Origin of the sequence: Exiguobacterium sp. s145 (assembly GCF_018618835.1) — a bacterium.
GTDB classification, from domain to species: domain Bacteria; phylum Bacillota; class Bacilli; order Exiguobacteriales; family Exiguobacteriaceae; genus Exiguobacterium_A; species Exiguobacterium_A artemiae.
In genome coordinates this window covers 132238-157043 of sequence record NZ_JACSMV010000003.1, presented here as the reverse complement: position 1 = coordinate 157043, position 24806 = coordinate 132238, and the positions used below count along the sequence as shown (strand labels likewise).

The window sequence follows — 24806 nt, the reverse complement described above, 5'->3', positions numbered from 1 at the left end:
CATGCAAAAACACCTCCGATATTAGTACTTTTTAAAAGTGTACCACTCCGAAGGTGTTTTATATTGTCTCAAAATTTTAGGTTAGCCCAGGGGAAAAGATGCCTTTTTTTAATGAAAAGAAGTTAGCGGAACTGCGTTTGATTGCCGGCGGCGATGACGTATTCTTGCAAAAAATCGGTGAGACGTATATTGCCCAGTTTGATCGGAAATTTCCGGAATTAAAGGAAGCGGTCGAAGCAAAAGATGCCGAACAGACAGAAAAATTAGCTCATTTACTTAAGGGTGCCTCCTATTCCGTTGCGGCGGATGACTTAGCGGATGACTTTGAATTGCTGGAAAAAGAGGCTGAGACAGGCTCAGTCGAGAATGCGGCCGGTGTTTTAACCCGGATTGAAGACTGCATGACAGGGTTCAGAAAAACTTGGCTGAATGTATTTCTCGAAAAAAAACAGTGATTTTGTTTAAAATAAAAGAGATTTAAAAAAACCGTTTCCTGATCAGACAGGAGACGGTTTTTTTGTTTAGGAAAATAGTGATTACAGGACGTATGTATCGACGGTTTCGATCAATCGACCGATTTCCGGCTTTGTAATCTGGGCGTTGACACCAACAGACTCGCCTTTATGGCGGAGGTCATCCGAAATCAAGGACGAGAAGACAACGATCGGTAAATCCGTGTAACGGTCATCTTCACGTAATCGTTTCGTCAAGTGCAGTCCATCCATTTTCGGCATCTCGATATCGGTGATCAAGAGATCACAGTTGCTGCCTGCCTCAAACGCATCGAACGCATCCTTGCCGTTGATAAACCACTTCAAGCCGTCATAACCGGCTTCTTCCAGCGTTTCGATGATTAACGTCCGGAGCATTTCCGAATCTTCCGCAATCCAAATGGTTTTATTGGAGCGGTTGCGGGGCGAAACACGACGGCCTTCTTCGCGGGCGAAGATATCCTTGCGTGACAGCTCGAGCGCAATTTTCTCGTAATCGAGCAAGATGATCATCTTATCTCCCGTCTTAACGACACCATTCGTTAATCCTTCGATGCCTCGGGCGAGTTCATTCGGCGTATCAATCTGTTCCCACGAAATACGGCGGATTTCCGTTACAGAATCGACGCGGAGGACACTTTTTTCACCGTTAAACTCACAGATGATCAACCGGTCATCTGTCGTTTCCTCATGGGCGACACCGATGACCGTCGGTAAGTCGATGACCGTCATGACTTCACCGCGTAGTTCAATCAGACCTTTGACGGCATCCGGTGTGCCGGGGAGTGGTGTCATCGGTAACGGAACGATGATTTCACGGACTTTCATGACATTGATGCCGAACGTGTAAGGTCCGCAATGAAAAATAACGATTTCCAACTCATTTGTTCCAGCTTCTAATAAAATATCGTGTTGATTGTACACGTAATCGAGCCCCTTTCCATCCTGCACTACACTTCTGACTAGTTATCGGCAGAAAAAAGCAATTCTTCCACCGTAAAAAGAATAAAAAAGTTGTTGAAATCGCTTTCATTTTATGTTAAGCAAAAAGTTTGGCATTTGTCTGACCAATTGATTACAATAGGCTATGCAGCCACACACTGAAGTGAGAGAGAAAAAATAAATGGAGGTCGAGTGGAATGACTACAGCAACAACATACACATACTTATTAGACGGGCAATGGCAGGAAAGTGAATCCAATGAAACCATTGAAATTTCTTCGCCTTATAAAGAAGATACAGTCGGTCGTGTTCAAGCGATGACAAAAACAGAAGTAGATCGTGCAATCGCATCTGCTAAGGCAGCACAGGCAGAATGGGCGAAAGTCCCTGCCAATAAACGCGCTGAATTGCTCCATGCTTGGGCAACAGAACTTGAAAAGCGTGCGAACGAGATTGGCGAAGTCATCATGCGTGAAGTCGGTAAAGGACTTGCTGACGGAATTAAAGAAGTCAAACGGACGGCAGAAATCATCCGTTACACAGCAGAAGAAGGTCTTCGTTTTGACGGTCAAATGATGCAAGGGGACTCGTTCCCGGGCGGAAGTGCGAAAAAAATCGCTATCATCAAAAAAGCGCCGCTCGGCGTCGTACTTGCGATTTCGCCGTTTAACTACCCGGTCAATCTGGCAGCTGCGAAACTGGCCCCTGCCTTGATGACAGGAAATGCCGTCGTCTTCAAACCGGCAACACAAGGTTCGATCAGTGGGACGTTGATGGTTGAAGCGCTTGTCGCAGCAGGATTACCGTCAGGTCTCGTTAATCTCGTGACAGGACGCGGTTCGGTCATCGGCGATTATTTGACAGCGCATCCGGGAATTAACATGATTACGTTCACAGGCGGGACAGCGACAGGGCAACACTTGTCACGTCAGTCGGCGATGATTCCGCTCGTCCTCGAACTCGGCGGAAAAGATCCGGCGCTCGTTCTTGAGGATGCCGATTTATCATTAGCGGCAGATCACATCATCAGCGGTGCGTTCTCGTACTCCGGTCAACGCTGTACAGCCATCAAACGGGTATTCGTTCTTGAACCACAGGCGGATGCGTTGGTGGAAGAATTGTCAGCCCGGATCGCGAAACTGACAGTCGGTTCACCGGAAGACGAAAGTGTTGTCGTGCCGTTGATTGATACAAAATCAGCTGACTTCGTTGAAGGTTTGATTACAGATGCGAAAGAAAAAGGCGCAACACTCGTCACAGGCGGCAACCGGACCGCTAACTTGATTGAGCCGACATTATTTGACCATGTGACACGCGATATGCAAATTGCATGGGAAGAACCGTTCGGACCGGTCTTACCTGTCATTCGTGTCAACTCGGTTGAAGAAATGATCGCGTATGCGAACGAATCGGAATACGGTCTTCAAGCAAGTGTCTTCACGGAAAACATCGATGCAGCATTCAGTGTCGCGGATGCGCTTGAAACAGGTTCTGTCCAAATTAATGGTCGGACGGAACGTGGTCCCGATCACTTCCCGTTCATCGGCGTTAAATCATCGGGTCTTGGCGTTCAAGGTGTCGGACGAAGCCTCGCTTCAATGACACGTGATAAATTAACAGTTCTTAACTTAAAATAAGATAGTTTGATCAAAGCGACCTTTCAATCTGCGGAAAGGTCGCTTTTTTGCATCCAACGGACAGTATCCTGCGTATTCTTTTTAAAGGTTTAACGGTTTGAGGGCGACAAAGTTTGCCGCTGCCGCTTCTTTCTCTCTATAATGAAGGAAACCATCCAGAGAGAAGAGGGGTTTACCGATGCGACAAGAGGATGAAATCTTTACTTTACCGATTCCGACACCATTCCCGGTCGGAGATATCAATTGTTATGTGTTACGGACCGATTCGGAAAATATTTTAATTGATTGTGGTCCGGATACGGAACAAGCCTGGCAAGCGATGCAGGACGGTCTTCAAAAAATCGGATTGACGGTTTCGATGCTTGATAAAGTGATCGTGACTCACCACCATGCGGATCACGCGGGGCTTGCCTACCGTTTTTCTGAACAGGGGATTCCGATTTATGGACATGCGCGACTGCGTCCCTACTTAGAACAAGACCAAGCCTTTTTGAGCAGAGGGGATGACTTCCTGCAGCGGCTGGCCTTGTCGTTCGGAGTACCGGACGACATACGGGCACTTTTACCGAGTTACTTATCGGCATTAAAATGGCTTGGCAAAGGACAACTCGATTATGTCCTGCAGGAAGGGGATGCGATTACGGCGTCAGGCGCGTATCGGATCATTGAACTGCCGGGGCATGCGAGCGATCAAATCGGCATTCTCAGTCAATCGGGTGTTCTGTTTGCAGCCGATCATCTGTTGGCGCGCGTCGAACCGAATCCGTTGCTGGAGCAGCCGCAGCCGGGAGATCAATCGGATATGAAACGACCGGTCCTCGCGTACATGCGCTCCCTCCGTAAACTGCAGGGCGAACAGATTCAGATTGCCTATACAGGGCACGGCGAACCGATTCGCGATGTTCCGTCTTTAATCGAAGAACGTCTGTTACAACGGAAAGCGCGCGGTGAACAGTTGCTGAAGCATATCACAGGTTCAAAAACGCTGTTTGAGCTTGCGCAAGTGACGTACGGGAACCGGTTGAAGAAATCGTTCCCGCTTGTCATGAGTGAGATGAAAGCTCGTCTCGACTACCTTGTAGCCAGCGGACAGATCGTTGTCGAAAAACAAGACGGAATTTTACGGTATACGAGAAAGGGCAGTGCGCATGAATCTCATCAATAAGACGGTCGTCTTGACCGGTGCCTCGAGCGGTCTTGGGGAAGCACTCGCTTACGAGCTGAACCGGCACGGGGCAAATTTGATTTTAGTCGCCCGGCGGGAAGATCGGCTCCAACAGATGGCGAAAACCCTTCAGGCGGAATACATCGTTTACGATTTAGAACATTCACCGGAGCGTCTGGCTGATCAAATCGCCGACCGGTATGGCATGATTGATGTACTGATCAACAATGCCGGGTTTGGGGAGTTCAGTTTTTTGAAGGACACGACGATTGAAACCATTGAATCGATGAACCGGGTCAACGTTTTGGCTCCGATCCGGTTGACGAAAGCCTGTCTTCCGCTGTTTCGTCCGCACGGCATGATTGTCAACGTGGCAAGTCAGGCCGGAAAGTTACCTACACCGAAATCGAGCATTTATTGCATGACGAAAGCAGCGTTATATCAGTTTTCAAATGCATTGCGTCTCGAACTGAAGCCGCAGGGTCTTCATGTCATGACGGTCAATCCGGGACCGATTGCGACGGAATTTTTTGTCCGGGCGGATCTCAGCCGGAAATACGAAAAAAACGTTGCGAACATCGTCCTGTCAAAAGAAAAATTAGCACGAACGGTGACGCGGGCCATGGTCCGGGAAAAACGCGAGGTGAATGCGCCGTTTTGGATGGAAGGTTCGGCAAAGGCCTATGGATTGTTTCCGCGGGTCATTGAATGGCTCGGGAAGTCAGGCTTCGATAAAAAATAAAGGGGATTTTCACACATGATAAAACAGATGACTGCCATCGCAGCAACAGGACTGCTCCTTGCCGGATGTGCCTCTCCGGCAGCGCCGGTTCAGGAAAAAGTATTAGGATCGTCCTATACGTCGATTGCGAAAGACGCTAATGCGACGACTGTCCGGATGTATATGTGGGGCGGCGATGAGGGGATCAACGCCTATATCGATGAATACGTGGCGCCAAAATTAAAAAAAGAGCACAAGATTACATTGAAGCGGGTTCCGATTGAAACAGCCGATTTGATTCAAAAACTGCGGGCGGAAAAGAAAGCCGGGAAAGAAACGGGTGTCATCGATGTCGTCTGGATTAACGGCGACAACTTCCGGAACGCCAAAAAGGACGGCTTGTTATACGGTGAAATCACAAAAGTGTTGCCGAACATGAAATACGTCGATCCGCAGGCGCAAGGATCGGACAGCGGAACACCGACGGATCATCTCGAAGCCGCGTGGGGAAAAGTTCAATACACGTTCCACTACGATCAAGCCAGTGTCAAAAATCCGCCCCAAGACTTGCAGGAACTCAAAAGCTGGGTCAAAGAAAATCCCGGCAAATTCACGTATCCGGAAGTGACGGACTTTACGGGGAATGCGTTTGTCCGCCACGTCATGTATGGGCTCGAGTCAAAAGAGACGTTAAAGGACCCGAAAGCGGACTTTAAGAAAACATGGGCGTATTTAAACGAATTGAAGCCTTATTTATGGAAAGAAGGCAAAACGTATCCGAAGACGCTCGCTCAGCTGGACCAACTGTATGCCAAAGGAAGTGTCGCCTTCACGATGGGCTTTAACGAACGACGGGCGGAACAGGAAGTGAAGTCAGGGACATTCCCGAAAGAAACACGTCCGCTGATCTTAAAAGACGGTTCCATCGCATCGACCCACTTCCTGTCGATTCCGTTTAACGCACCGAATCCGAATGGAGCACTCGTTACGATTAACACGTTATTGTCACCGGACGCCCAACTTAAGAAATTCGACGGCACTTACTGGGGAGACGGGACGAGCCTCGATTTGACGATGGTAAGCCAGAAGGAACAGCAGGCGTTTGAAGAGGTTCCGGCAGCGGAATCGACGCCGAAACCGGCGGCATTTGAGGGGAAAGTCCGTGCTGAACTGGATCCGGCCATCTTTGATATGATTCGGAAAGACTGGCCGGAACGTGTGGCGCGGTAATGCCTGGCCTGCAACGCTGCTGATTGTCGGCATGGTCGGATACGGTCTGTTCATCAGTCTTTCGATGACGACTTGGGGAGATTACAAGCAATTGTCCGCAGATCCGGTATTTTTGGAAAGTGTCGGCATCAGTCTCTATGTCGCAGTCAGCAGTACCGCACTGGCTGTATTGATCGGGGCAGGATTGGCCGGATTTTTTGCGAAACAGACGGGATGGGCTGCGCAAATTCTGGCCGTCCCGTTATTTTTGCCCCATCTTGGTGCAGCCTATCTAGCCATTCTTTACCTGAGTGATTTCCCGGTCATTGGTCCGCACGAGGTGAATCAATTTAGTATCATCTTGACGTATCTCTACAAGGAAATACCGTTTGTCTTTTTCTATTTACTGCCGGTCTATCGGCGTCTCGACCATCGCTATGAAGAACTGGGATTGATGCTCGGTTTGTCACGGATAAAACGGTTTTGGCACGGAAAAGGGGTATTTTTACTGTTTCCTGTTCTGGAAGCAGCCTTTATCGTTTTTGCCTTCACCTTGTTTGCTTACGAAGTCCCGGCATTGCTCGGTGTGACGTATCCGAAGCTGATTGGTGTCTATACGTTTGATTTGTATACGCAGGGCGATTTGTCGCGTCAACCGGAAGCCTTTGCCATCAGTGTCCTCTTGACCGGCCTTCTGTTTTTGCTGTTATTGCTGTTCACACGAATGATTCGTCCGTTAACGGAACGGATCAGTAAGGGGCGGATCGAATGAGGAGACGGATCATAACAGGAGTGACAGGATTCCTGATCCTCGTTCCGTTGTTCGGATTGATTCCGTCCACCTGGACTTGGAATCCGCGGTTGTTTGAAACCTTGGCAACGACGATTTCGATGATTGTTGCCTTGACGCTGCTCAATCATTCGATCGGCTATATTACTGGAAAGGCAATTGCGTTTCGCGCGGGACTACTCATCCGCTCGATGGAACTATTGATCAGTTTACCGCTCTTTTTACCGGTTTTGTTATTGTCGTTTGGTCTTTATCTGACCTGGATCCGGTTAGGACTTGCCGATCAATTTGTCGGAGTGTTGCTGGTTTTACTGCTGCCAACGTTACCGTATACGATTCGGATCTATACGAATGCGTTTCAGGCACTGGGGGAACAGATGATGGAACAGATGGTGTTGATTGAACCGAGCCGTATAAAACGATTTGTTTTTTTGACAGGCCCGATGATGCGTTCTGCCATCCAATCCGTCACTCTGCTCGTAACGGTCATTGCCTTGAGCCAATATGCACTCGTCACCCTGATCGGAGGCGGTGTCGTTCAAATGATTGCGCTTGAAGCGTTTCCGCTGTATTCCGGAAATTCTTTGATTGCAGCGAAAGAAGCGACGATCTGGCTGCTTGTTTTACCGTTTTTGATTTATTTTGTGCAACTCATGCTGCTCGAAGCATGGGTGCGATTAGTTCGGAGGCTGTTAGATGGACGTTACGATTCAGCACGTCAATAAACGATTTGGTCAGAAACAAGTCTTGCAGGGCGTTGATTTACGCATTACGTCGGGGCAATGTGTCGCTTTGGTCGGTCCGAGCGGAAGCGGGAAAACAACACTGCTGCGATTGATTGCAGGTCTTGAGAAAGTATCGGACGGAACCATCCGTTTCGGAGAGATCGATATGACACATGCCGCTCCGAATCAACGGGGTGTGACAATGTTGTTTCAACGTCCGTTACTGTTTCCTCATTTGACGGTCGGTCAAAATATCCGTCTTGGTATGGCAAAAGGTCATCATGGGGATTTGCAACAATGGTTGGAGAAAGTCGGATTAGCCGGACGGGCAGATGCTTTTGTCCATGAACTGTCCGGTGGAGAACAACAACGGGCCAGCCTTGCCCGGGCGTTGGCCAGCGGTCCGAATTTTCTGTTGCTCGACGAACCGTTCTCGAGTCTCGATTTACCACGCCGCCGCGAACTGCGGACGCTAATCCGGCGCTTGACGGTCGCCGAAGGCGTGACGACGTTACTTGTGACGCACGACCGTGAGGAAGCGATGGCGATGGCGGATTATGTCTACGTAATGGAACAAGGACAAATCATTGATCAGGGACATCCGGTTAAATTGGCGGAAAAAAGTCCGTTTTTCGGAGACGGCGTGTACCTGGACGGTGATTGGTATCCTTTATCGGAAGTGAAGTTGGTCTTAAGACCGACGAATGGATTACAGGAACATGTTACGATTACGAAAGAGCTGACGCAGTACGGTGTTCGTTTTTATGAAGTCGAACGCGAGACAGGTGAGCGTCTTGTTGTTCAAACGATAGAGACGTTCCTCGAAAACGTGACAGCTTATCTTGTGAGGAAGGAGGGGTAGCATGTTAGATACACGCGCGAGAAGAGTCGTCCAGCCCCTTTTTGAGCAGATGGCGACCTTATTAAAGAAGATGGGGCTTTCCGCCAACCAGGTCACCATCATTTCCGGCATCATCGGTGCCTCGACCGGTTTCTTTGTGTATAACGATATGACGGGAATTGCAATTTTATTATTATGGCTGTCCGGAGCACTCGATGTCGTCGATGGAACGATGGCACGCCGGGAAAAAACGACACCGATCGGGACGATTCTCGATTTAGTGCTCGACCGGATTGTGGAATTATCCGTTCTGATCGGAATTGCCTTACGTTTTCCGGAGACGCAAGTCGTCATTTTATTACTCGTCGCCTCATTCGTAATTGGTATGACGATGTTTCTTGCGATTGGAGCGGTCAGCGAAAATTATGGATTTAAGTCATTCCAGTATCAACCGGGTCTTGTCGAACGGACGGAAGGATTTCTTTTTTTGACTGCGATGTTACTGTTTCCAAGCGCCATCATCTGGATTGCGATCCTCTTTTTGATTGCTGAATTGTATACGGTCGGCGAGCGGTTTTATCAAGCTTCGAAGGTGTTGCGATGAGCGAATCAGAACAGTTGATGGTCGTTGATTCCACCGGTCAACCGCTGTATCCGGCAACCCGTAAGAAAATCCACCAAGAGGGATTGTGGCATGAGACGTTTCATTGTTTTGTCATCAATCATGAGGAAGGCCACGTGATCTTACAACAACGGGCGAAACAGAAAAAAGATTTCCCGGGGCTGATTGATATCACGGCTGCCGGACATTTGCTCGCAGGTGAGACGCCGAGGGACGGAATCCGCGAACTCGAAGAAGAGATCGGTCTCGTCCGGCAGTTTGAGCAACTGTTTCCACTGGGCGTCTTCTTGGAAGAGTTGATACTCGGGGACTTAAAAGATCGTGAACGTGTCCATCTGTTCCTGACGGATGAATCGATGCCGCTCGAACGTTACGTGTTGCAAACAGAAGAAGTCAGTCGATTGATTGCCTTACCATTTTCCGAGTTTGCCCGGCTGGCAGACGAGACAGCAGAAACGTTTCAGACCGTGGATCAAGAAATCATCCGCCGCGATCAATTCGTCCCGCATCCGTCTGCCTACTTTAGACGTGTGAATGAAGGAATTCAAGCATATCGTGTCCAACAGACATAACGAAAGGGCTGTCATGCATTTTTATGCGACGGTCCTTTCGTTTTTTTACGGTAAAGCTAGGCAAAAAGTAGCATAATGGGCATTTCTTTGAGATAATTAACAATATATACATTTGATGAAAGAAGGTGCAGCCAGTGGCGTTACGATTTGCATTGCTCGGACTGCTAACTCAGGGAGAAGCGACCGGATATGATTTAAGTACGACGTTCAAAAAGCAGATGACCCATTTTTGGACGGCGCATCATACACAAATTTACCGTGAATTGTTGAAAATGGAAGAAGATCAGCTTGTGACCAGTGTGTACATCGTCCAAGAAGACTTACCCGATAAAAAGGTTTATTCGATTACGGAAGAAGGTCAAACGGCACTTGTCGCCTGGTTGCGTGCGCCAAGTGAGTTCAAGCCGAAGATGAAAGATGAAAACTTGATGCGGGTGTCCTTGCTGCATCTGTTGCCGCCGGATGAAGCGATTTTGTATTTGGAAGAATCGAAGCGGCATCACCAGTTTGCCGTCGATATGATGAAGGTCTGGCGGAAAGATCATTTAGAAAACGGGGCAACGCTCGGGGAAACCTTGACGAGTGAATACGGCTTACGCATGATGCTGAATTATCTCGACTGGTGTGACTGGGCGATGGAAGAAATAAAGAAAAGTCAGGCGAATGTCTGAACCATACGGTGATATCATCAATCCTTTGTCAAAACAGGGGATTGTTTTTTTGCGTCGTCAAAAGAGCATTTGAGACAGACGATATGGTACAGTAAATGAATTGTAACGGGATTAGAGGAGGACTACGAACGTGAGTGTATTTACGGATTATGAAGAATGGTTGGATGAAGTCACGGATGAGATGATTGAACATCAAGTCCATTACGCTGTCGCAGAATTAAAATTAGGCGGAGAAATCGGTGACTACTATGAAGAATCCGGAGTAATTGACCGGTTTGTCACGCAACAGTTGGTCTGGTTGTCGTTTGAGGAAATGGAACAGATTTTAGATGAAGCGGGAGAGTTGAACCTTGAAATCGTAGCAGACGAAGCTGAATCAGATGTGCAACGGTCACAAGTCAAACAGATTCTGAAACAATCGATTAAACAACAGCTGGTGTTGAAGTCGCAACCGTTCGTCGCGACACGTCTCGAACAATTGCGTCAGGAACATCCGTCTGTCAAAGATCAGTTTGAAGAAGTTCGTTCAGCCTACGATCAAGTCGATCAGCTTTTGAAATCGGGTCCGCAACCGACGATTATTCCGAAACGGTGGTACCGTCGGGAACGGATTGTTCCCCGTGCCTTCACTCCGGCGGAACAAACGAGTTTAGAGCAGGAGCATCTCAAGCTTTCGCCACAGTACGAAACACAAAAACAGAAGCTTGAAGAACTGAGTCGTGAAATCGCAGCGTATGAACGGGTTTTACCGTAAAGTGAAAACAACAAAAACCCCTTTTCGGTATCTGTACCGAAAAGGGGTTTGTTGCTTGCAGGATTAAGTTAGACGATTGCGAGCTTAGCAATGACAAGCTTAGCGACGGCTTCACTTGAAGCAGGGTTTTGACCTGTGACAACATTACCATCGATGACAGCGAATTCTTTTCCGGCATCTGAAGTCAGGAAGGTTGCCCCTTCACCGCGTAATGTAGTTTCAAGCAAGAACGGAACTTTGTCTTCGAGTCCTGTTGATTTTTCTTCTTCGTCCGTGAAGCCGTTGATTTGACGACCTGATACGAACGGTTTACCGTCAATCGTGACATGCGCAAAGGCAGCAGGTCCGTGGCAGACTGACGCGACGACGCCGTCTTTTCGGACCATCGCTTCGATGGCACCGGCAACGAGCGGGTTGTTCGGGAAGTCGACGACTGCTCCGTGGCCGCCCGGGAAGTAAACAGCGTCAAATGAAGCAGGATCGACGTCTGCGAGTGGCGTCGTATCGTGCAGGGCACGGCGTGCTTCCTGGAATTTAGGCAGGATTTCTTTAACCATTGAAGCTTTATCAATCGGTACGTCGCCGCCTTTGACCGAAACGACCGTGACATCATGACCGGCTTCTTTAAACAGGTTGTATGGAGCAGCAAACTCCTCGAACCATAAACCGGTTTTGTGACCGTTCATATCGTCAGCACTTGTAGATACGATTAAAATTTTTGACATGATAAAAACTCCTCCTCTGTAATAACGTTACAAAGAAGAAGTTTCCCTTCCGATAAAATATTCAAACCTCACCGGTGTTCTGTGTACGTATGAATCGGCAGAAGCGACAAAACATGTGCGATCTGTTCAGCAGTCAACGGTTCCCGCATCGCCTGCAGATTCGCCTGCAGTTGCGACACGCTCGATGCGCCGGGCAACACGATATCGGCTTGTTGATCAACGGCCTGCAGAGCCATTGCAGGGAGCGGATAATCCTGTAACGTCGACAGGACGTGTTCCAGCTGCTCCTTGTCATATTGTTCAAACCGGTCAACCGATTGAAGACGTGACATGCTTTCCGTCGTCAGAAGACCTTTCGCGAGCGGTCCGCGGGCGACGAGTTTGATGTTACGTTCTTGCAGCCGCGGCAATAACTCCTCGATCCGGCGGTCGAGCAGCGAATACGGTGTCATCAAATAACTGAAGTCACTGTGGTCAAGCCAATAATTGATGACGTTCGGACGGAGGGACGAAATTCCATATTCTTTAATGCGTCCTTCTTCCCGCAAGTCTTTCATGGCACGAATCGAGGCATCCAGATCGTCTTCCATCGTTCCGCCATGGACATAATAGAGATCGAGATACGGTGTTTCGAGACGGTTCAGACTCTCAAAACATGCTTTTTTCAGGTAGTCGTAACTCGGGTCCCACGTCCAGCCTGTCCCGGTGTCATTCATCCGGTTGCCGCCTTTTGAAGCTAAAAAGATCCGGCTGCGGTCTTCCGGTGAAAATGTCTGTCCAATCAATGACTCGACTGCGCCGTTGGCATAGACATCCGCCGTATCGAAGTGAACGATTCCTTCGTCGAGCGCTGTCCGGAGAATTTCGGCTGCTTCCTCTTGACCGCGTTTTAAAATCGTCATCGTACCTAAACCTAATGTCATATCAATCCCTCATTTCTTTCGACTGGTGCTACTGTGTATCAGTTTAGCATATTTGATCCACGATGTTCCCGGGTGGATTTGTACGGAATGGGCATTGCAATAGAAAAGAAACAGACTTGCATCAAGAATCAAAAAACAGGCATACTGTGAAAGAGAAGAAATCCGATTAGAAGAGGTGTTCAGGATGGAAGAAAAAACACTAGAGCGCGAAGTTATTTATGAAGGAAAAGTATTTAACGTTGAGAAACATGTCGTCAGTCTGCCGAACGGTAATACGTCGATTCGCGAACTGGTCTATCACAACGGTGCAGTCGCCATCATCGCGTTTGATGAAAAAGGAGATTTGTTGGTCGTTGAGCAATACCGGAAAGCGTTCGAGCAATTGTCAATTGAAATCCCGGCCGGAAAGTTGGAAAAAGGGGAAAATCCGGAAGAGTGCGCAGGGCGTGAACTGAAAGAAGAAACGGGATACACGGCAACTGAGCTGAACCACGTGTTTGATTTTTACGGAGCTCCTGGTTTTTGCAGCGAACGCGTACATATTTATGAAGCAGGCGGTTTGACTGCGGGAGAGCGTCAGCTGGATGCAGATGAGTTTTTGGAAAACCAGACGTTGACACTTGAACGGGCGCTTGAACTTGTAGCGAATGGGACGATTGTCGATGCGAAAACGATCATGGCGATTCAGCATTGGCACATTCGTACATTAAAATCATTCTAAAGCGAATGATTTTCAGTTGATAATCATTTTAATTTGAAAAACCACAGATTATCGGCTATGATAAAACCATCAGTTTCGACCAAAGGGGGCGCTATGATGGAAAGTCGTGTTGAACGCATTAAAAAACAGCTGAGCGGTAAAGGATATAAGCTGACTCCCCAACGTGAAGCGACCGTACGGATCTTACTGGAACATGAGTCGGACCATTTAAGTGCGGAAAATGTCTTTTTATTGGTCAAAGAAAAAAACTCAGACATCGGACTTGCAACGGTCTACCGGACACTTGAATTATTAACGGAGCTTGAAGTCGTTGATAAAGTCAACTTCGGAGACGGCGTATCCCGATTTGATTTACGGCAGGAAGGTGCGAGTCACTCGCATCATCATCTCGTCTGTATCGAATGCGGATCCGTCGAGGAAATTTTGGATGATATGTTAGAAGAAGTCGAAAAAGAAGTCGTCACGCGTTTCCAATTTAAAATCAAGGATCACCGTTTGACGTTCCATGGTGTATGCCGGGTATGCCAGGAGCGGCATGCACGTGAAGCACTGGAGCAATCACAAACACAAACCGTCTGACTGTCCTCATCTAAAAGAGGGCGGTTTTTCTTTTTGAAAAATATAGGTCAGACCTCTTCACAACGGTTTACACCTTTGATATGATGGGAAAGTAAGCGATTTCTTAATGATAGAGGATGAGTTCAGTGAGGCAACAACTGGAGACATTTATCGACTATTTAGTAATTGAACGGCAGATGTCAGCGAACACGGCAGCTGCTTATCGAAATGATTTAAACCAGTATTTGACGACGCTTGAACAGCAGGGGATTTCGTCAGCGGAAGAAGTCACCCGCCACCAGATCGTCCTTCATATTGAATCCTTGTTACAGGCGCAAAAATCACGGTCGACGGTTCGGCGGTCGACGAGCTCGATTCGATCGTTTCATCAGTTTTTGGTGGAACGTCAAATCGTCCGTCACGACCCGTCGCGTCATCTTGATTTACCGAAGCCGGATAAAAAACTGCCGGTGGTTTGGAGTCAAACCGATATCGTCCGACTGCTTGACTCAGTCGTCGGAAATGACCCGCTCGTCCGGCGTGATGCAGCGATGCTTGAATTGCTGTACGGAACCGGTATGCGTGTCAGTGAATTGTTACAACTGACGCTGAGTGATTTGCAACTTGAACTCGGTTACTTGTCCTGTCTTGGAAAGGGTAACAAAACCCGGATTATTCCGATCAGTCAGACGGCGATCGACAGCGTCTCGGTTTATCTTGAGCTGGCCCGGAACAGTCTCGGAGGACGGCAAACGGATTATGTGTTCCTCAACAGTCGCGGCGATCGGTTATCGCGTCAGGGTTTCTGGAAGATGATCAAACGCCGGGCGAAAGAAGCGGGAATTGAAAAAGACATCACGCCCCACGTCTTGCGTCATTCGTTTGCGACCCACCTTCTCGAGAACGGAGCCGATTTACGTGTCGTTCAGGAAATGTTGGGACATGCCGATTTATCGACGACGCAAATGTATACCCATGTCAATAAAGCCAGACTACATGATGTCTATAAGAACCATCATCCACGTGCGTGATGGTTTTAACATCAAAAGGTCTGACTTCAGACAAATAGGGTGTTTTGTCTAGTCCGTTTACGGGAAAATTCAAACGGGATTTATTTTAGTAATAAGCAATAAGCATATAGGAGGAATTTTAATATGGCTCAATCATTCAAACGTGTATTTTTAGTCGTCATGGATTCTGTAGGAATCGGAGAAGCACCGGATGCAGAACAATTCGGTGATCTTGGTGCGCATACACTGGGACATATCGCAGAACAGCGGAATGGTCTGAATATGCCGCATCTCGCTCAGCTTGGTTTGTCGCATATCGAACCGGTTCAAGGTGTATCTGCAGATGCTGCACCGATTGCTTCTTTCGGGAAGATGGAAGAAGTCTCGGCCGGTAAAGATACGATGACAGGCCACTGGGAAATCATGGGTTTGCGGATTGATACGCCGTTCCGCGTGTTTGAGAAATTCCCGGAAGATTTGATTGGTCGCCTGGAAACATTCTCGGGACGGAAAATCATCGGGAACAAACCGGCATCCGGAACAGAAATCCTCGATGAACTCGGACAGGAACACGTCGATACCGGCGCATTGATCGTCTATACATCTGCTGACTCGGTTCTGCAAATCGCTGCACACGAAGAAGTCGTGCCGCTCGAAGAACTGTACCGGATTTGTGAATATGCACGTGATATTACCCGCGACGACCCTTACATGCTCGGCCGGATCATCGCCCGTCCGTTCCTCGGCGAGCAAGGAGCATGGGTCCGGACGTCGAACCGTCACGACTATGCGCTGAAACCGTTTGACCGGACTGTCATGAACGAACTGGAAACAGCCGGACTCGATGTCATCTCGCTCGGTAAAATTGCGGATATCTTCGATGGTGAGGGTGTGACAGACGCGATTCGGACAAAATCAAACATGGACGGTATGGATCAACTCGTGAAGCAACTCGATCGTGACTTTACAGGACTCTGCTTCCTGAACCTCGTCGATTTCGATGCGTTGTTCGGTCACCGTCGTGATCCTCAAGGATACGGTCAGGCGCTGGAAGAATTCGATGCCCGCTTGCTGGAAGTCTTTGAACGCCTGCAAGAGGATGATCTGTTGATCATCACGGCAGACCACGGAAATGATCCGGTCCATCCTGGAACTGATCATACGCGTGAATACGTCCCGCTGTTGGTCTATTCGAAAAGCGGAGCTGCGAAAGATCTCGGTATCCGTTCAACGTTTGCCGATCTCGGAGCGACGGTTGCCGATAACTTCAACGTGAAGATGCCGGCACACGGAAAGAGTTTCTTGTCAGAACTTTAATTTTAAGGGAGCGATTCAGATGACAGTCAACTGGAATGAAACACGTACGTATTTAGAAAGCAAAATGCAGGCGAAACCAGAAATCGGTTTGATTCTCGGTTCTGGACTCGGTGTCCTCGCTGACGACATCGAAAATCCGATTGCGATTCCATACAGTGATATCCCGAACTTCCCGGTCTCGACAGTGGAAGGCCATGCCGGACAACTCGTCTTCGGTACGCTGGAAGGCAAACAGGTTGTTGCGATGCAAGGACGTTTCCACTTCTATGAAGGCTACTCGATGGAGATGGTGACATTCCCGGTCCGAGTCATGAAAGCAATCGGTGTCGAAACACTGATCGTCACAAACGCAGCCGGTGCTTGTAACGAAGCATTTGAGCCGGGGGATCTGATGTTGATCACGGATCACATCAACTTCTTCGGGACAAACCCGCTGATCGGCAAAAATGTCGATGAGATGGGTCCGCGTTTCCCGGATATGTCAAAACCGTATGACGCGGAATTGCTGCGTCTTGCACAGGAAACGGCTGACGAACTCGGCATCAACGTCCGTCAAGGCGTCTACTTCGGCAATACAGGTCCGACATACGAAACACCGGCAGAAGTGAAACTTGCCCGTTTACTCGGCGGAGACGTCGTCGGGATGTCGACAGTGCCTGAAGTCATCGTGGCCCGTCACTCAGATATGCGCGTGCTCGGAATTTCGTGCGTCTCGAACATGGCAGCCGGAATTCTCGATCAACCGCTTCATCACGATGAAGTCATCGAGACGACGGAACGCGTCCGCGCCCACTTCCTGTCACTTGTCCGTGGTTCGATTAAAAAAATGTAAGCATCAAAAACTGATGAAAAATACGAACGACCCCATGAGGAGGAACTTATTATGCGTATGGTAGATTTGATTGCAACAAAACGAGACGGCGGCGAATTACAGACTGCTGATATTAAAGCAATGGTTGAAGGCTTCACGAACGGCGATATTCCAGATTATCAGATGTCAGCAATGTCGATGGCGATTTTCTATCAAGGCATGTCAGACCGTGAAATCGCGGATTTAACGATGGCGATGGTCGAGTCGGGTGACGTCATCGACTTGTCCCGTATCCACGGTAAAAAAGTCGACAAACACTCAACAGGCGGCGTCGGCGATAAAATCAGTCTGATCGTTGCACCACTCGTCGCGTCAATCGGAATTCCTGTCGCGAAAATGAGCGGACGCGGTCTTGGTCACACAGGCGGAACGATCGACAAGCTCGAAGCGTTCCCTGGATTTGATGTGGAATTGTCGGAAGAAGCATTCGTTTCTCAAGTCAACGACATCAAGATGGCCATCATCGGTCAGACAGGCAACCTGACACCTGCCGACAAAAAACTCTACGCATTACGTGATGTGACAGCAACGGTCAACTCGATTCCGTTGATTGCAAGCTCAATCATGTCGAAAAAAATCGCAGCCGGTGCTGACAGTATCGTCCTCGACGTGAAAACAGGTTCAGGCGCGTTCATGAAATCATTTGAAGACGCGAAAGCACTCGCGACAGAAATGGTGTCGATCGGTAAAAGTGTGAACCGGAAGACGATTGCCGTCATTACGGACATGGATCAGCCGCTCGGAAATGAAATCGGAAATGCGAACGAAGTCAAGGAAGCGATTGAAGTCCTGCAAGGAAAAGATGTCCGTGACTTGAAAGTCATCGCCTTGACGATTGCGTCACACATGGCAGTCCTCGGGGAATTCTACCCGACGTTTGACGAAGCGTACGCGGATCTCGAGACACGTCTCGCGAACGGAGCAGCACTTGACGTATTCAAGAAATTCATCGCGGCACAAGGCGGCGATGCGTCACTCGTCGACGATATGACAAAAGCACTCGAAACGAAATTCGAAAAAGATTTCGTCGCATCGAAAGCAGGATACGTTTCGGAAATCATCGCGGATGAAGTCGGTGTCGCAGCCATGATCCTCGGTGCCGGTCGTGCAACGAAGACCGATGTCATCGATCACGCAGCAAGTGTTACCCTGTTCAAAAAAGTCGGCGATAAAGTCGAAGTCGGTGATGTCATCGCGACACTCCGTTCGAACAAAGAAACACTCGATCAAGCCATCGAGAAAATGGATCACGCGTATCACATCAGCGAGACAAAACCGGAAGCACGTCCGCTTGTCCACGCTGTCATTCAATAAGGTTTTTTCTTACAACCGTCTGGGTTCCTTTCCCAGTCGGTTGTTTTTTGTTATAGTGAAATGAAGAATGTAAGGGGGGAACACAGATGAAACTAGCTCAATTAAAAGTCGGCGATACGATTGCGATTGTTTCGCCGGCTTCTGCGGTCGCAGCTTATGTACCGCGTCGTCTGCAACGGGGGATTGAAACACTGGAACGGATGGGTTTTAAGGTCCTTTTAATGCCGAATGCGACAGCGGTTCACAGTCATACGGCGGGTACGATCGGGGAACGGCTTCAAGACCTGCATATGGCATTCAAAAATCCGGATGTCAAAGCGATTTTTGCGACCATCGGCGGCTTCAACTCGCATCAACTGCTTGATGAACTCGATTACGATTTGATTCGAGCTAATCCGAAAATTTTTATGGGATACAGCGATATTACGGCTCTGTTGTCCGGCATCCAGACGAAAACCGGTTTGACGACATTTGTCGGACCGGCGATTTTACCGCAATTTGGCCAACTGCATGGTCTCGATGACTATACAAAAGAATGGTTTGAAAGAACGTTGATGCAGACGGATCCGATCGGTCCAATCGAAGCGTCGGATGAATGGACGGATGAAGGTCTGCGTTGGGACGTCAATGATGACCGGAGACGAACACACGTCGCGAATGACGGCTATGTCGTTGCCCGTACAGGTGAAGGGACGGGACCAATCGTTGCCGGCAATCTCGGGACACTGCTGCTGCTTGCCGGGACACCGTACATGCCGTCGCTTGACGGGGCGGTTCTGATGCTTGAAGACGACGAAAGTGAAACGCCGGAGACGATTGACCGGTACTTTACGCAACTCCGTCATCTCGGAGCGTATGACAAGATTTCTGGGATCGTCGTCGGACGTTTTCACAGTAAAGTCGAGTTTGATCCGGAATTCCCGCTGAAGGACATTCTGTTGCGGGCGACCCGCGGTTATGACTTCCCGATTGTGCTTAATGCGGACTTCGGGCATACCGATCCGGTCTTCCCGTTACCGAACGGGATTCAGGCAGCGGTCAGTGCGGGTGAAAGTGTCGTGATTGAAATTCTCGAATCCGCAGTGAAGTGAGTAAAAAACCTGCGTTTTTTACGAAGATTTGATACACTAGGTAACGGAGCCGCGGATGCCGCGGCGAACACCACAGCTGAAAAGCGCGAAAGGTTGGTATACACATGCAAAAAACAGGATATATCTTACTGGAAGACGGTAATAAAATTGAGTTCGAATTGTTTAACGACGATGCACCGATCACAACAGAAAACTTCGAGAACCTTGCGAACTCGAACTTCTACGATGGATTGAACTTCCACCGTGTCATTCCTGGTTTCGTCTCACAAGGCGGATGCCCGATCGGAAACGGTACAGGCGGATCAGGTGAAACAATTCCGTGTGAAACATCAACATCTTACCCGCACAAGCATAAAGCCGGTTCGCTTTCAATGGCGCACGCAGGTCGTAACACAGGGTCAAGCCAATTCTTCGTCGTTCACGAGCCGCAACCGCATCTCGACGGCGTTCACACAGTCTTCGGACAAGTGACATCAGGTCTTGAACATGCGACAAAAATGAAACAAGGCGCTGGCATTAAAGAAATTCGCGTTGAAGCGTAAGTGATTTCTTCCCTTCTTTGATTAAAGAAGGGAAGTTTTTTTTTCGCCCAATACGGGAATTGACAACAAGAACTGAAAAATGAAGGAGCGATTTATGATGCGGTTAGCAGGAAAAAAGATTATTCAACTCGTCAGTAACGACTTTGAGGATTTAGAACTGTGGTACCCGGTCCACCGGTTACGCGAAGAAGGGGCGACGGTCGACATTGTCGGCGAGAAAGCCGGTGAAAAATACATCGGAAAATACGGTGTTCCGATTGTGTCGGATAAAACGTTTGACGAAATCAATCCGGCCGATTACGATGCGATTCTTGTTCCGGGCGGCTGGTCACCGGATTTACTGCGCCGGTTTGACTCGGTCCTCACGATGGTCCGTCATTTTAACGAAACGAAACAGCCGATCGGTCAAATCTGTCATGCCGGATGGGTCTTGATTTCAGCCGGTGTCTTAAAAGGCATCAACGTCACAAGCACACCGGGAATCAAGGACGATATGACGAATGCCGGCGCAACGTGGCATGATGAACCCGTCGTCGTCGACGGACATATTATCTCGAGCCGCCGTCCGCCCGATTTGCCAGATTACATGCGGGAATTCATCCGCGTCCTCGAAGGATCGAAGTAATCAGACAGTCGGTAAAAGCGCATAATGTCAGAGCCCGCCTCCCTGTTTCGTGACAGGGGGGTCGCGTTTGCGAAGTAAGGGAAAGACGGTGGGATTTCAAATGGATCAAGCCGTCTTTTTACTTGATTTCACGAAAAATGAAGCAATTCGAGCCGAGAAGGTGTAGAATAAACAAGTCTCAGTTGATCATGTTCCTGAGAGTTGTTGAAACTAGGAAGGTGTAGAATCAGATGCTAGTAAAATATAAAAAGTTGAATGAACGGACCGCGATGGGGTTAATCGCTTTTTCGTGTGAAGTGAAGGATCCGAAGTATTTGCTTGAAACGGTTCAAACCTATGAACAAGATGAAAATCAACAGTTGTATCTCTATAAGCAGGATGAAGATTTTATCGGCATTATCGGATTTCAATTAGTGGATGGCCACGCTGAATTGAAACATATCGCCTTGTCGCCATCGTTCCGCGGAGAACGGATGTCGTATATCTTACTGGATGCAGCCGAAAAAATGCTGCGGATGGAAATTACGGGTGCAACGGACGAAACGAGTCGACTTGTTGAAAAGTGGAAAAATCAATAAAAACCGGTCCATGTAAGTTACGGACCGGTTTTTCATTTTTTTTGGCGTGCCGCAAGAGCCGTCTGTCGTGCCGTGATGACATCCTGACGGTCGCGCAACAGATGTTTATGCCGCAAGAACGATAAATCCTGCACCGGTTCAATCGGCAGACTGTTGACCCGTTGTTCGAGACCATCTGCGAGCGGCAACGGAATATGCGTATAGTCGGGTTGCATGAACAATGGTTGTAAAGCGAGCAGGCGTGGGATATCGATTCCTTGACCGGCGAGTGATCCGGCATGGCGTTCGAGTTTTCGGAAAGCTTTCGGATAGGTCCGCATCGCCCCGGATACATTTCCCCGGCGATGATGGTAGCGGGCAACGGCGAGCTGAATCAATGCGACGAGGGATTCATCTTGTCGTTGACCGGCCTGCCACAGTTCTTCGAGTACTTCGTGGCATTCGAAATAGTCTTGTTGGACATTGAATTCAAATGCAAATTGTTCAATCGGATGCATGGATTGATCTCCTTTCCTTTTAATATAGCATAGTCGAAATCAGGTGATGTGTGGTATACTAAGGCGCAAAAAACGTTGATGGGCAGGGAGAATCATGGAATCATACAGTGTAAAGATGGATGCGTTTGAAGGCCCGTTGGATTTGTTGTTGCATTTGATTGGTAAGCTGGAGATTGATTTGTATGACATTTCCGTTTCGATCGTGACGGATCAGTATGTGTCCTATATCCGGGCCATGCAACATCTCGAACTTGATGTGGCGAGTGAATATCTGGTCATGGCAGCGACGCTCCTGCAATTAAAAAGTAAACAACTGTTACCTGTCGAACAGACGGATTTCGAAGACGTTCCGGATTTTGAAGAGGATCCGACACGTGAAGGGTTGATTCAGCAACTGATTGAATATAAAGCATACAAAGAAGCGGCGCTTGTTTTAAAAGAAAAGGAAGAAGCACGGCTGGAACTGTTTTCAAAACAGCCGGAAGACTTGATGACGTATCTCGATCCGGACAATCAAGATTTTAGCGGGAACTTGTCTTTTAGCGACTTGTTGCGTGCCTATGAGAAAATGCGTCAACGCGTCGCCTGGAAAGTACGGCGTTCGAAAACCGTTAAACGGGAAGAACGGACGCTTGAACAACAGATGATTCATGTTTCGGAATATGTTTTTGCCAATGAAGGGACGACATTTTTTGGTTTCTTCACGGAACAACCGACCGTCGAAGAATTGGTCGTTAGTTTCCTGGCTGTACTTGAACTTGTCAAACAACGTGTCGTCGCCTGTGAGCAAATGAGCGACGATATCCTGTTGCGTGCCTTAGTGAAGGAGGAGAATCAGATTGGCGTATGAGCGAATCATTGAAAGTTTATTATTCGTCGTCGGAGACGATGGAATCGATCCGCGTGGTCTGAGTCAAGTTCTTGAAATCAGTGAGGCAGCGGCCCGGGAACAGTTACATGCACTCCAGACGACATTTGAAGCGGAGGAACGGGTGTTGCAAATCGTCGAATCCGGTGGTGTGTTCAAAATGGTCACCCGCAAAGAGATGTCGCCGTATGTGCAGGCATATGCTGGATCGCTGGCAGAAGACAGCCTGTCACGCGCAGCGATGGAAACACTCGTCATCATCGCCTATAAACAGCCGGTTACCCGGGCGGACATCGAAGTCATTCGCGGTGTCAAGACGGAGCGTGTCATCCACACGTTAAGTGCAAAAGGATTAATTGATGAAGCCGGACGCGCGAAAGGCGTCGGGCGTGCTAAATTGTATAAAACGACGGATCATTTTTTGGATCACTTCGGACTGAACAGTATCGAAGAGTTGCCGCCGCTCGAGTTTGAAGAAACACTCGAAGCGGATGGGGATTTGTTTTTCCGGAATGAACCGTCATTAGAGGAGAGAATAAATTAATGGAACGTCTACAAAAAATTATTGCCCAAGCCGGTGTCGCATCGCGACGCAAGGCAGAAGAACTGATCACAGAAGGACGCGTCAAAGTCAACGGGAAAGTCATCACGGAACTTGGGACGAAAGTCGGCGGACGTGCGGAAGTTGAAGTCGACGGCGTCAAACTCGAACGGGAAGAACACGTCTACTACATGCTGTATAAACCAACAGGTGTCGTTTCGACGGTGGAAGATGACAAAGGCCGTAAAACGGTCGTTGATCTCGTCCCACCGGGTCACCGTGTATTCCCGGTCGGCCGTCTCGATTACAACACAAGCGGTTTGCTGCTCCTGACGAACGACGGTGAGTTTTCGAATCTCTTGCTTCACCCGAAATACAAAGTACCGAAACGTTATATCGTCAAAATCAAAGGCGTGCCGGATTACTATCATGTCAAAGGTCTCGAAAAAGGTGTTGTCTTACCGGACGGATTCAAAACCGGTAAAGCACGCGTCGAGATGCGTGATATCGATAAGAAAAAGAATACGGCAATTTTAGAAATGGTCATCTATGAAGGCCATAACCGCCAAGTCCGACAAATGGTCGAAACACTCGGCGCAGAGGTCATCAAGTTGAAGCGGGAACAGTTTGGTTTCCTGACGCTTGCTGGATTAACATCAGGCGACTGGCGTGAACTTTCGAAAAAAGAAGTCAATCAATTGCGTGAGCTGGCGGATCCGGTAGCTGCCCCTACGAAAAGACGTAAGAACACAAAAAAACGTTAATTTGTAAAGCGAGAAGCTCAGCCTGCGGGTTGAGTTTTCTTTGTTTGTGACAAAACGATTAACGTATTTCACATTCTGTCAACAATTAAGCGATTTCAAGTACAATATGGTTGGAGGCGGTGCAACATGAAAAAAACGAATCAGAACCCGGATGAGCGGCTAGCAGCCGCGAAGCAAAAGAAGAAAAAACGTTCATTTTGGCGGTTAATGATCATGACGATGGTATTATTCGCCGGTGCGGTCGTCATCATGCAGTTTGTCGATCAGGCGACACGCGATAAGGACGGTCGAGTCCTGGCCGGAGATGATGCGCCGGAATTTGCACTTGTTGATTTGTATGGAGAAAAACAACATACGATGGACGAGTACAAAGGCAAAGGACTTTTACTCAATTTTTGGGGTACATTCTGTGAACCGTGTAAAAAAGAAATGCCGTTGATCAACGACAACTACAAGATGATGCAAAAAGAAGGTGTTAATTTTGCAGCCGTCAACGTCGGTGAGACGCCGGTCCGCGTATCGAGTTTCATCAAGGAAATCGGGGGAACCGATTATCCGGTCTTGATGGACACGAACAGTGCCGTTGAGAAAGCATACGGAATCTACAACCTGCCGGTGACATTCATCATCAACAAAGAAGGTAAGGTCGTTGAAAAGTATGAAGGTGAGATTGACCAGGCGAAGTTAGAAGAAATGATTAAAAAAGCAAACGAGTAACGCA

The 24806-nt window shown here is 48.4% G+C and carries 30 protein-coding genes; 26 read left to right on the top strand and 4 right to left on the bottom strand.

Annotated features, from left to right (window positions below):
- The first annotated feature begins 98 nt into the window (after positions 1-98).
- Positions 99-455: an Hpt domain-containing protein gene (locus KNQ07_RS05805; protein ID WP_012369887.1), complete on the top strand. Its 357-nt coding sequence runs from the start codon at positions 99-101 to the stop codon at positions 453-455.
- An 81-nt stretch (positions 456-536) separates the two neighbouring features.
- On the opposite strand, the gene KNQ07_RS05800 is transcribed toward KNQ07_RS05805, so the two are convergent.
- The gene (locus KNQ07_RS05800; RefSeq protein ID WP_214765352.1) at positions 537-1415 is read right to left on the bottom strand and encodes a chemotaxis protein CheV; all 879 of its coding nucleotides are present in this window, start codon (positions 1413-1415) and stop codon (positions 537-539) included.
- A 215-nt stretch (positions 1416-1630) separates the two neighbouring features.
- On the opposite strand from KNQ07_RS05800, the gene KNQ07_RS05795 reads away from it, so the two are divergent.
- The 11 genes from KNQ07_RS05795 to KNQ07_RS05745 all read left to right on the top strand — a co-directional run bounded on the left by KNQ07_RS05795 (position 1631) and on the right by KNQ07_RS05745 (position 11140).
- Positions 1631-3070: an NADP-dependent glyceraldehyde-3-phosphate dehydrogenase gene (locus KNQ07_RS05795; RefSeq protein ID WP_214765350.1), complete on the top strand. Its 1440-nt coding sequence runs from the start codon at positions 1631-1633 to the stop codon at positions 3068-3070.
- A gap of 178 nt (positions 3071-3248) precedes the next feature.
- Positions 3249-4235, top strand: a complete 987-nt coding sequence (locus tag KNQ07_RS05790) for an MBL fold metallo-hydrolase (protein ID WP_012369890.1) — start codon at positions 3249-3251, stop codon at positions 4233-4235.
- Positions 4219-4977 carry an SDR family NAD(P)-dependent oxidoreductase gene (locus tag KNQ07_RS05785; protein ID WP_214765348.1) on the top strand — a complete coding sequence of 253 codons (759 nt, stop codon included), beginning with the start codon at positions 4219-4221 and terminating at the stop codon, positions 4975-4977. Before KNQ07_RS05790 ends, KNQ07_RS05785 begins: the two co-directional genes overlap by 17 nt.
- A 15-nt stretch (positions 4978-4992) precedes the next feature.
- The gene (locus KNQ07_RS05780; RefSeq protein WP_214765346.1) at positions 4993-6186 is read left to right on the top strand and encodes an ABC transporter substrate-binding protein; all 1194 of its coding nucleotides are present in this window, start codon (positions 4993-4995) and stop codon (positions 6184-6186) included.
- Complete coding sequence (locus KNQ07_RS05775; protein WP_214765344.1) at positions 6173-6937, top strand: ABC transporter permease family protein; 765 nt, start codon at positions 6173-6175, stop codon at positions 6935-6937. Before KNQ07_RS05780 ends, KNQ07_RS05775 begins: the two co-directional genes overlap by 14 nt.
- Positions 6934-7680: an ABC transporter permease gene (locus KNQ07_RS05770; protein WP_214765342.1), complete on the top strand. Its 747-nt coding sequence runs from the start codon at positions 6934-6936 to the stop codon at positions 7678-7680. The genes KNQ07_RS05775 and KNQ07_RS05770 overlap by 4 nt, the downstream gene beginning before the upstream one ends.
- Complete coding sequence (locus tag KNQ07_RS05765; RefSeq protein WP_214765340.1) at positions 7652-8542, top strand: ABC transporter ATP-binding protein; 891 nt, start codon at positions 7652-7654, stop codon at positions 8540-8542. The genes KNQ07_RS05770 and KNQ07_RS05765 overlap by 29 nt, the downstream gene beginning before the upstream one ends.
- A gap of 1 nt (position 8543) precedes the next feature.
- The gene (locus KNQ07_RS05760; RefSeq protein WP_012369896.1) at positions 8544-9125 is read left to right on the top strand and encodes a CDP-alcohol phosphatidyltransferase family protein; all 582 of its coding nucleotides are present in this window, start codon (positions 8544-8546) and stop codon (positions 9123-9125) included.
- Positions 9122-9715 carry an NUDIX hydrolase gene (locus tag KNQ07_RS05755; protein ID WP_214765338.1) on the top strand — a complete coding sequence of 198 codons (594 nt, stop codon included), beginning with the start codon at positions 9122-9124 and terminating at the stop codon, positions 9713-9715. Before KNQ07_RS05760 ends, KNQ07_RS05755 begins: the two co-directional genes overlap by 4 nt.
- Positions 9716-9849: 134 nt before the next feature.
- Positions 9850-10386, top strand: coding sequence for a PadR family transcriptional regulator (locus KNQ07_RS05750; protein WP_114596260.1), 537 nt, complete (start codon positions 9850-9852; stop codon positions 10384-10386).
- Positions 10387-10516: 130 nt separating this feature from the next.
- A complete protein-coding gene (locus tag KNQ07_RS05745) occupies positions 10517-11140 on the top strand; it encodes a hypothetical protein (RefSeq protein ID WP_012369899.1) in 624 nt (207 codons plus the stop codon).
- A gap of 68 nt (positions 11141-11208) precedes the next feature.
- On the opposite strand, the gene KNQ07_RS05740 is transcribed toward KNQ07_RS05745, so the two are convergent.
- Together KNQ07_RS05740 and KNQ07_RS05735 are read right to left on the bottom strand one after the other, a co-directional pair.
- Entirely contained in the window at positions 11209-11865 is a 657-nt protein-coding gene (locus KNQ07_RS05740; protein ID WP_012369900.1) for a type 1 glutamine amidotransferase domain-containing protein, read from the bottom strand.
- 68 nt (positions 11866-11933) lie between these two features.
- Complete coding sequence (locus KNQ07_RS05735) at positions 11934-12788, bottom strand: aldo/keto reductase (RefSeq protein ID WP_214765336.1); 855 nt, start codon at positions 12786-12788, stop codon at positions 11934-11936.
- Positions 12789-12972: 184 nt separating this feature from the next.
- Here KNQ07_RS05735 and KNQ07_RS05730 point away from each other — a divergent pair, with 184 nt between their 5' ends.
- The 10 genes from KNQ07_RS05730 (at position 12973) to KNQ07_RS05685 (ending at position 21415) form a co-directional block, all read left to right on the top strand.
- Positions 12973-13509, top strand: a complete 537-nt coding sequence (locus tag KNQ07_RS05730; protein WP_012369902.1) for an NUDIX domain-containing protein — start codon at positions 12973-12975, stop codon at positions 13507-13509.
- Between the two features lie 96 nt (positions 13510-13605).
- Positions 13606-14088: a ferric iron uptake transcriptional regulator gene (fur, locus tag KNQ07_RS05725; protein WP_214765334.1), complete on the top strand. Its 483-nt coding sequence runs from the start codon at positions 13606-13608 to the stop codon at positions 14086-14088.
- A gap of 125 nt (positions 14089-14213) precedes the next feature.
- Positions 14214-15098: a site-specific tyrosine recombinase XerD gene (gene xerD / locus KNQ07_RS05720; protein ID WP_214765332.1), complete on the top strand. Its 885-nt coding sequence runs from the start codon at positions 14214-14216 to the stop codon at positions 15096-15098.
- A 123-nt stretch (positions 15099-15221) separates the two neighbouring features.
- Entirely contained in the window at positions 15222-16394 is a 1173-nt protein-coding gene (gene deoB / locus KNQ07_RS05715; RefSeq protein ID WP_012369905.1) for a phosphopentomutase, read from the top strand.
- A 19-nt stretch (positions 16395-16413) separates the two neighbouring features.
- On the top strand, positions 16414-17226 hold the full coding sequence (locus KNQ07_RS05710; protein WP_012369906.1) for a purine-nucleoside phosphorylase: 813 nt from the start codon (positions 16414-16416) through the stop codon (positions 17224-17226).
- A 51-nt stretch (positions 17227-17277) separates the two neighbouring features.
- The gene (locus tag KNQ07_RS05705) at positions 17278-18579 is read left to right on the top strand and encodes a pyrimidine-nucleoside phosphorylase (protein WP_012369907.1); all 1302 of its coding nucleotides are present in this window, start codon (positions 17278-17280) and stop codon (positions 18577-18579) included.
- A gap of 86 nt (positions 18580-18665) precedes the next feature.
- Entirely contained in the window at positions 18666-19670 is a 1005-nt protein-coding gene (locus tag KNQ07_RS05700) for a S66 family peptidase (protein WP_214765330.1), read from the top strand.
- A 104-nt stretch (positions 19671-19774) separates the two neighbouring features.
- Entirely contained in the window at positions 19775-20212 is a 438-nt protein-coding gene (locus tag KNQ07_RS05695) for a peptidylprolyl isomerase (protein WP_214765328.1), read from the top strand.
- 97 nt (positions 20213-20309) lie between these two features.
- Positions 20310-20837, top strand: a complete 528-nt coding sequence (locus KNQ07_RS05690; protein ID WP_041261530.1) for a type 1 glutamine amidotransferase domain-containing protein — start codon at positions 20310-20312, stop codon at positions 20835-20837.
- A gap of 230 nt (positions 20838-21067) precedes the next feature.
- Positions 21068-21415 (top strand): GNAT family N-acetyltransferase, encoded by a 348-nt coding sequence (locus tag KNQ07_RS05685; RefSeq protein ID WP_012369911.1) that lies wholly within the window; start codon positions 21068-21070, stop codon positions 21413-21415.
- 32 nt (positions 21416-21447) lie between these two features.
- On the opposite strand, the gene KNQ07_RS05680 is transcribed toward KNQ07_RS05685, so the two are convergent.
- Positions 21448-21912: a DUF309 domain-containing protein gene (locus tag KNQ07_RS05680; protein ID WP_012369912.1), complete on the bottom strand. Its 465-nt coding sequence runs from the start codon at positions 21910-21912 to the stop codon at positions 21448-21450.
- Between the two features lie 94 nt (positions 21913-22006).
- Here KNQ07_RS05680 and KNQ07_RS05675 point away from each other — a divergent pair, with 94 nt between their 5' ends.
- The 4 genes from KNQ07_RS05675 to KNQ07_RS05660 all read left to right on the top strand — a co-directional run bounded on the left by KNQ07_RS05675 (position 22007) and on the right by KNQ07_RS05660 (position 24802).
- Positions 22007-22762 carry a segregation/condensation protein A gene (locus KNQ07_RS05675; RefSeq protein WP_214765326.1) on the top strand — a complete coding sequence of 252 codons (756 nt, stop codon included), beginning with the start codon at positions 22007-22009 and terminating at the stop codon, positions 22760-22762.
- Positions 22752-23324, top strand: a complete 573-nt coding sequence (scpB, locus tag KNQ07_RS05670) for an SMC-Scp complex subunit ScpB (RefSeq protein ID WP_012369914.1) — start codon at positions 22752-22754, stop codon at positions 23322-23324. The genes KNQ07_RS05675 and scpB overlap by 11 nt, the downstream gene beginning before the upstream one ends.
- A complete protein-coding gene (locus KNQ07_RS05665; protein ID WP_012369915.1) occupies positions 23324-24085 on the top strand; it encodes a pseudouridine synthase in 762 nt (253 codons plus the stop codon). Before scpB ends, KNQ07_RS05665 begins: the two co-directional genes overlap by 1 nt.
- 126 nt (positions 24086-24211) lie before the next feature.
- Complete coding sequence (locus KNQ07_RS05660) at positions 24212-24802, top strand: redoxin domain-containing protein (protein WP_012369916.1); 591 nt, start codon at positions 24212-24214, stop codon at positions 24800-24802.
- Positions 24803-24806 lie beyond the last annotated feature (4 nt).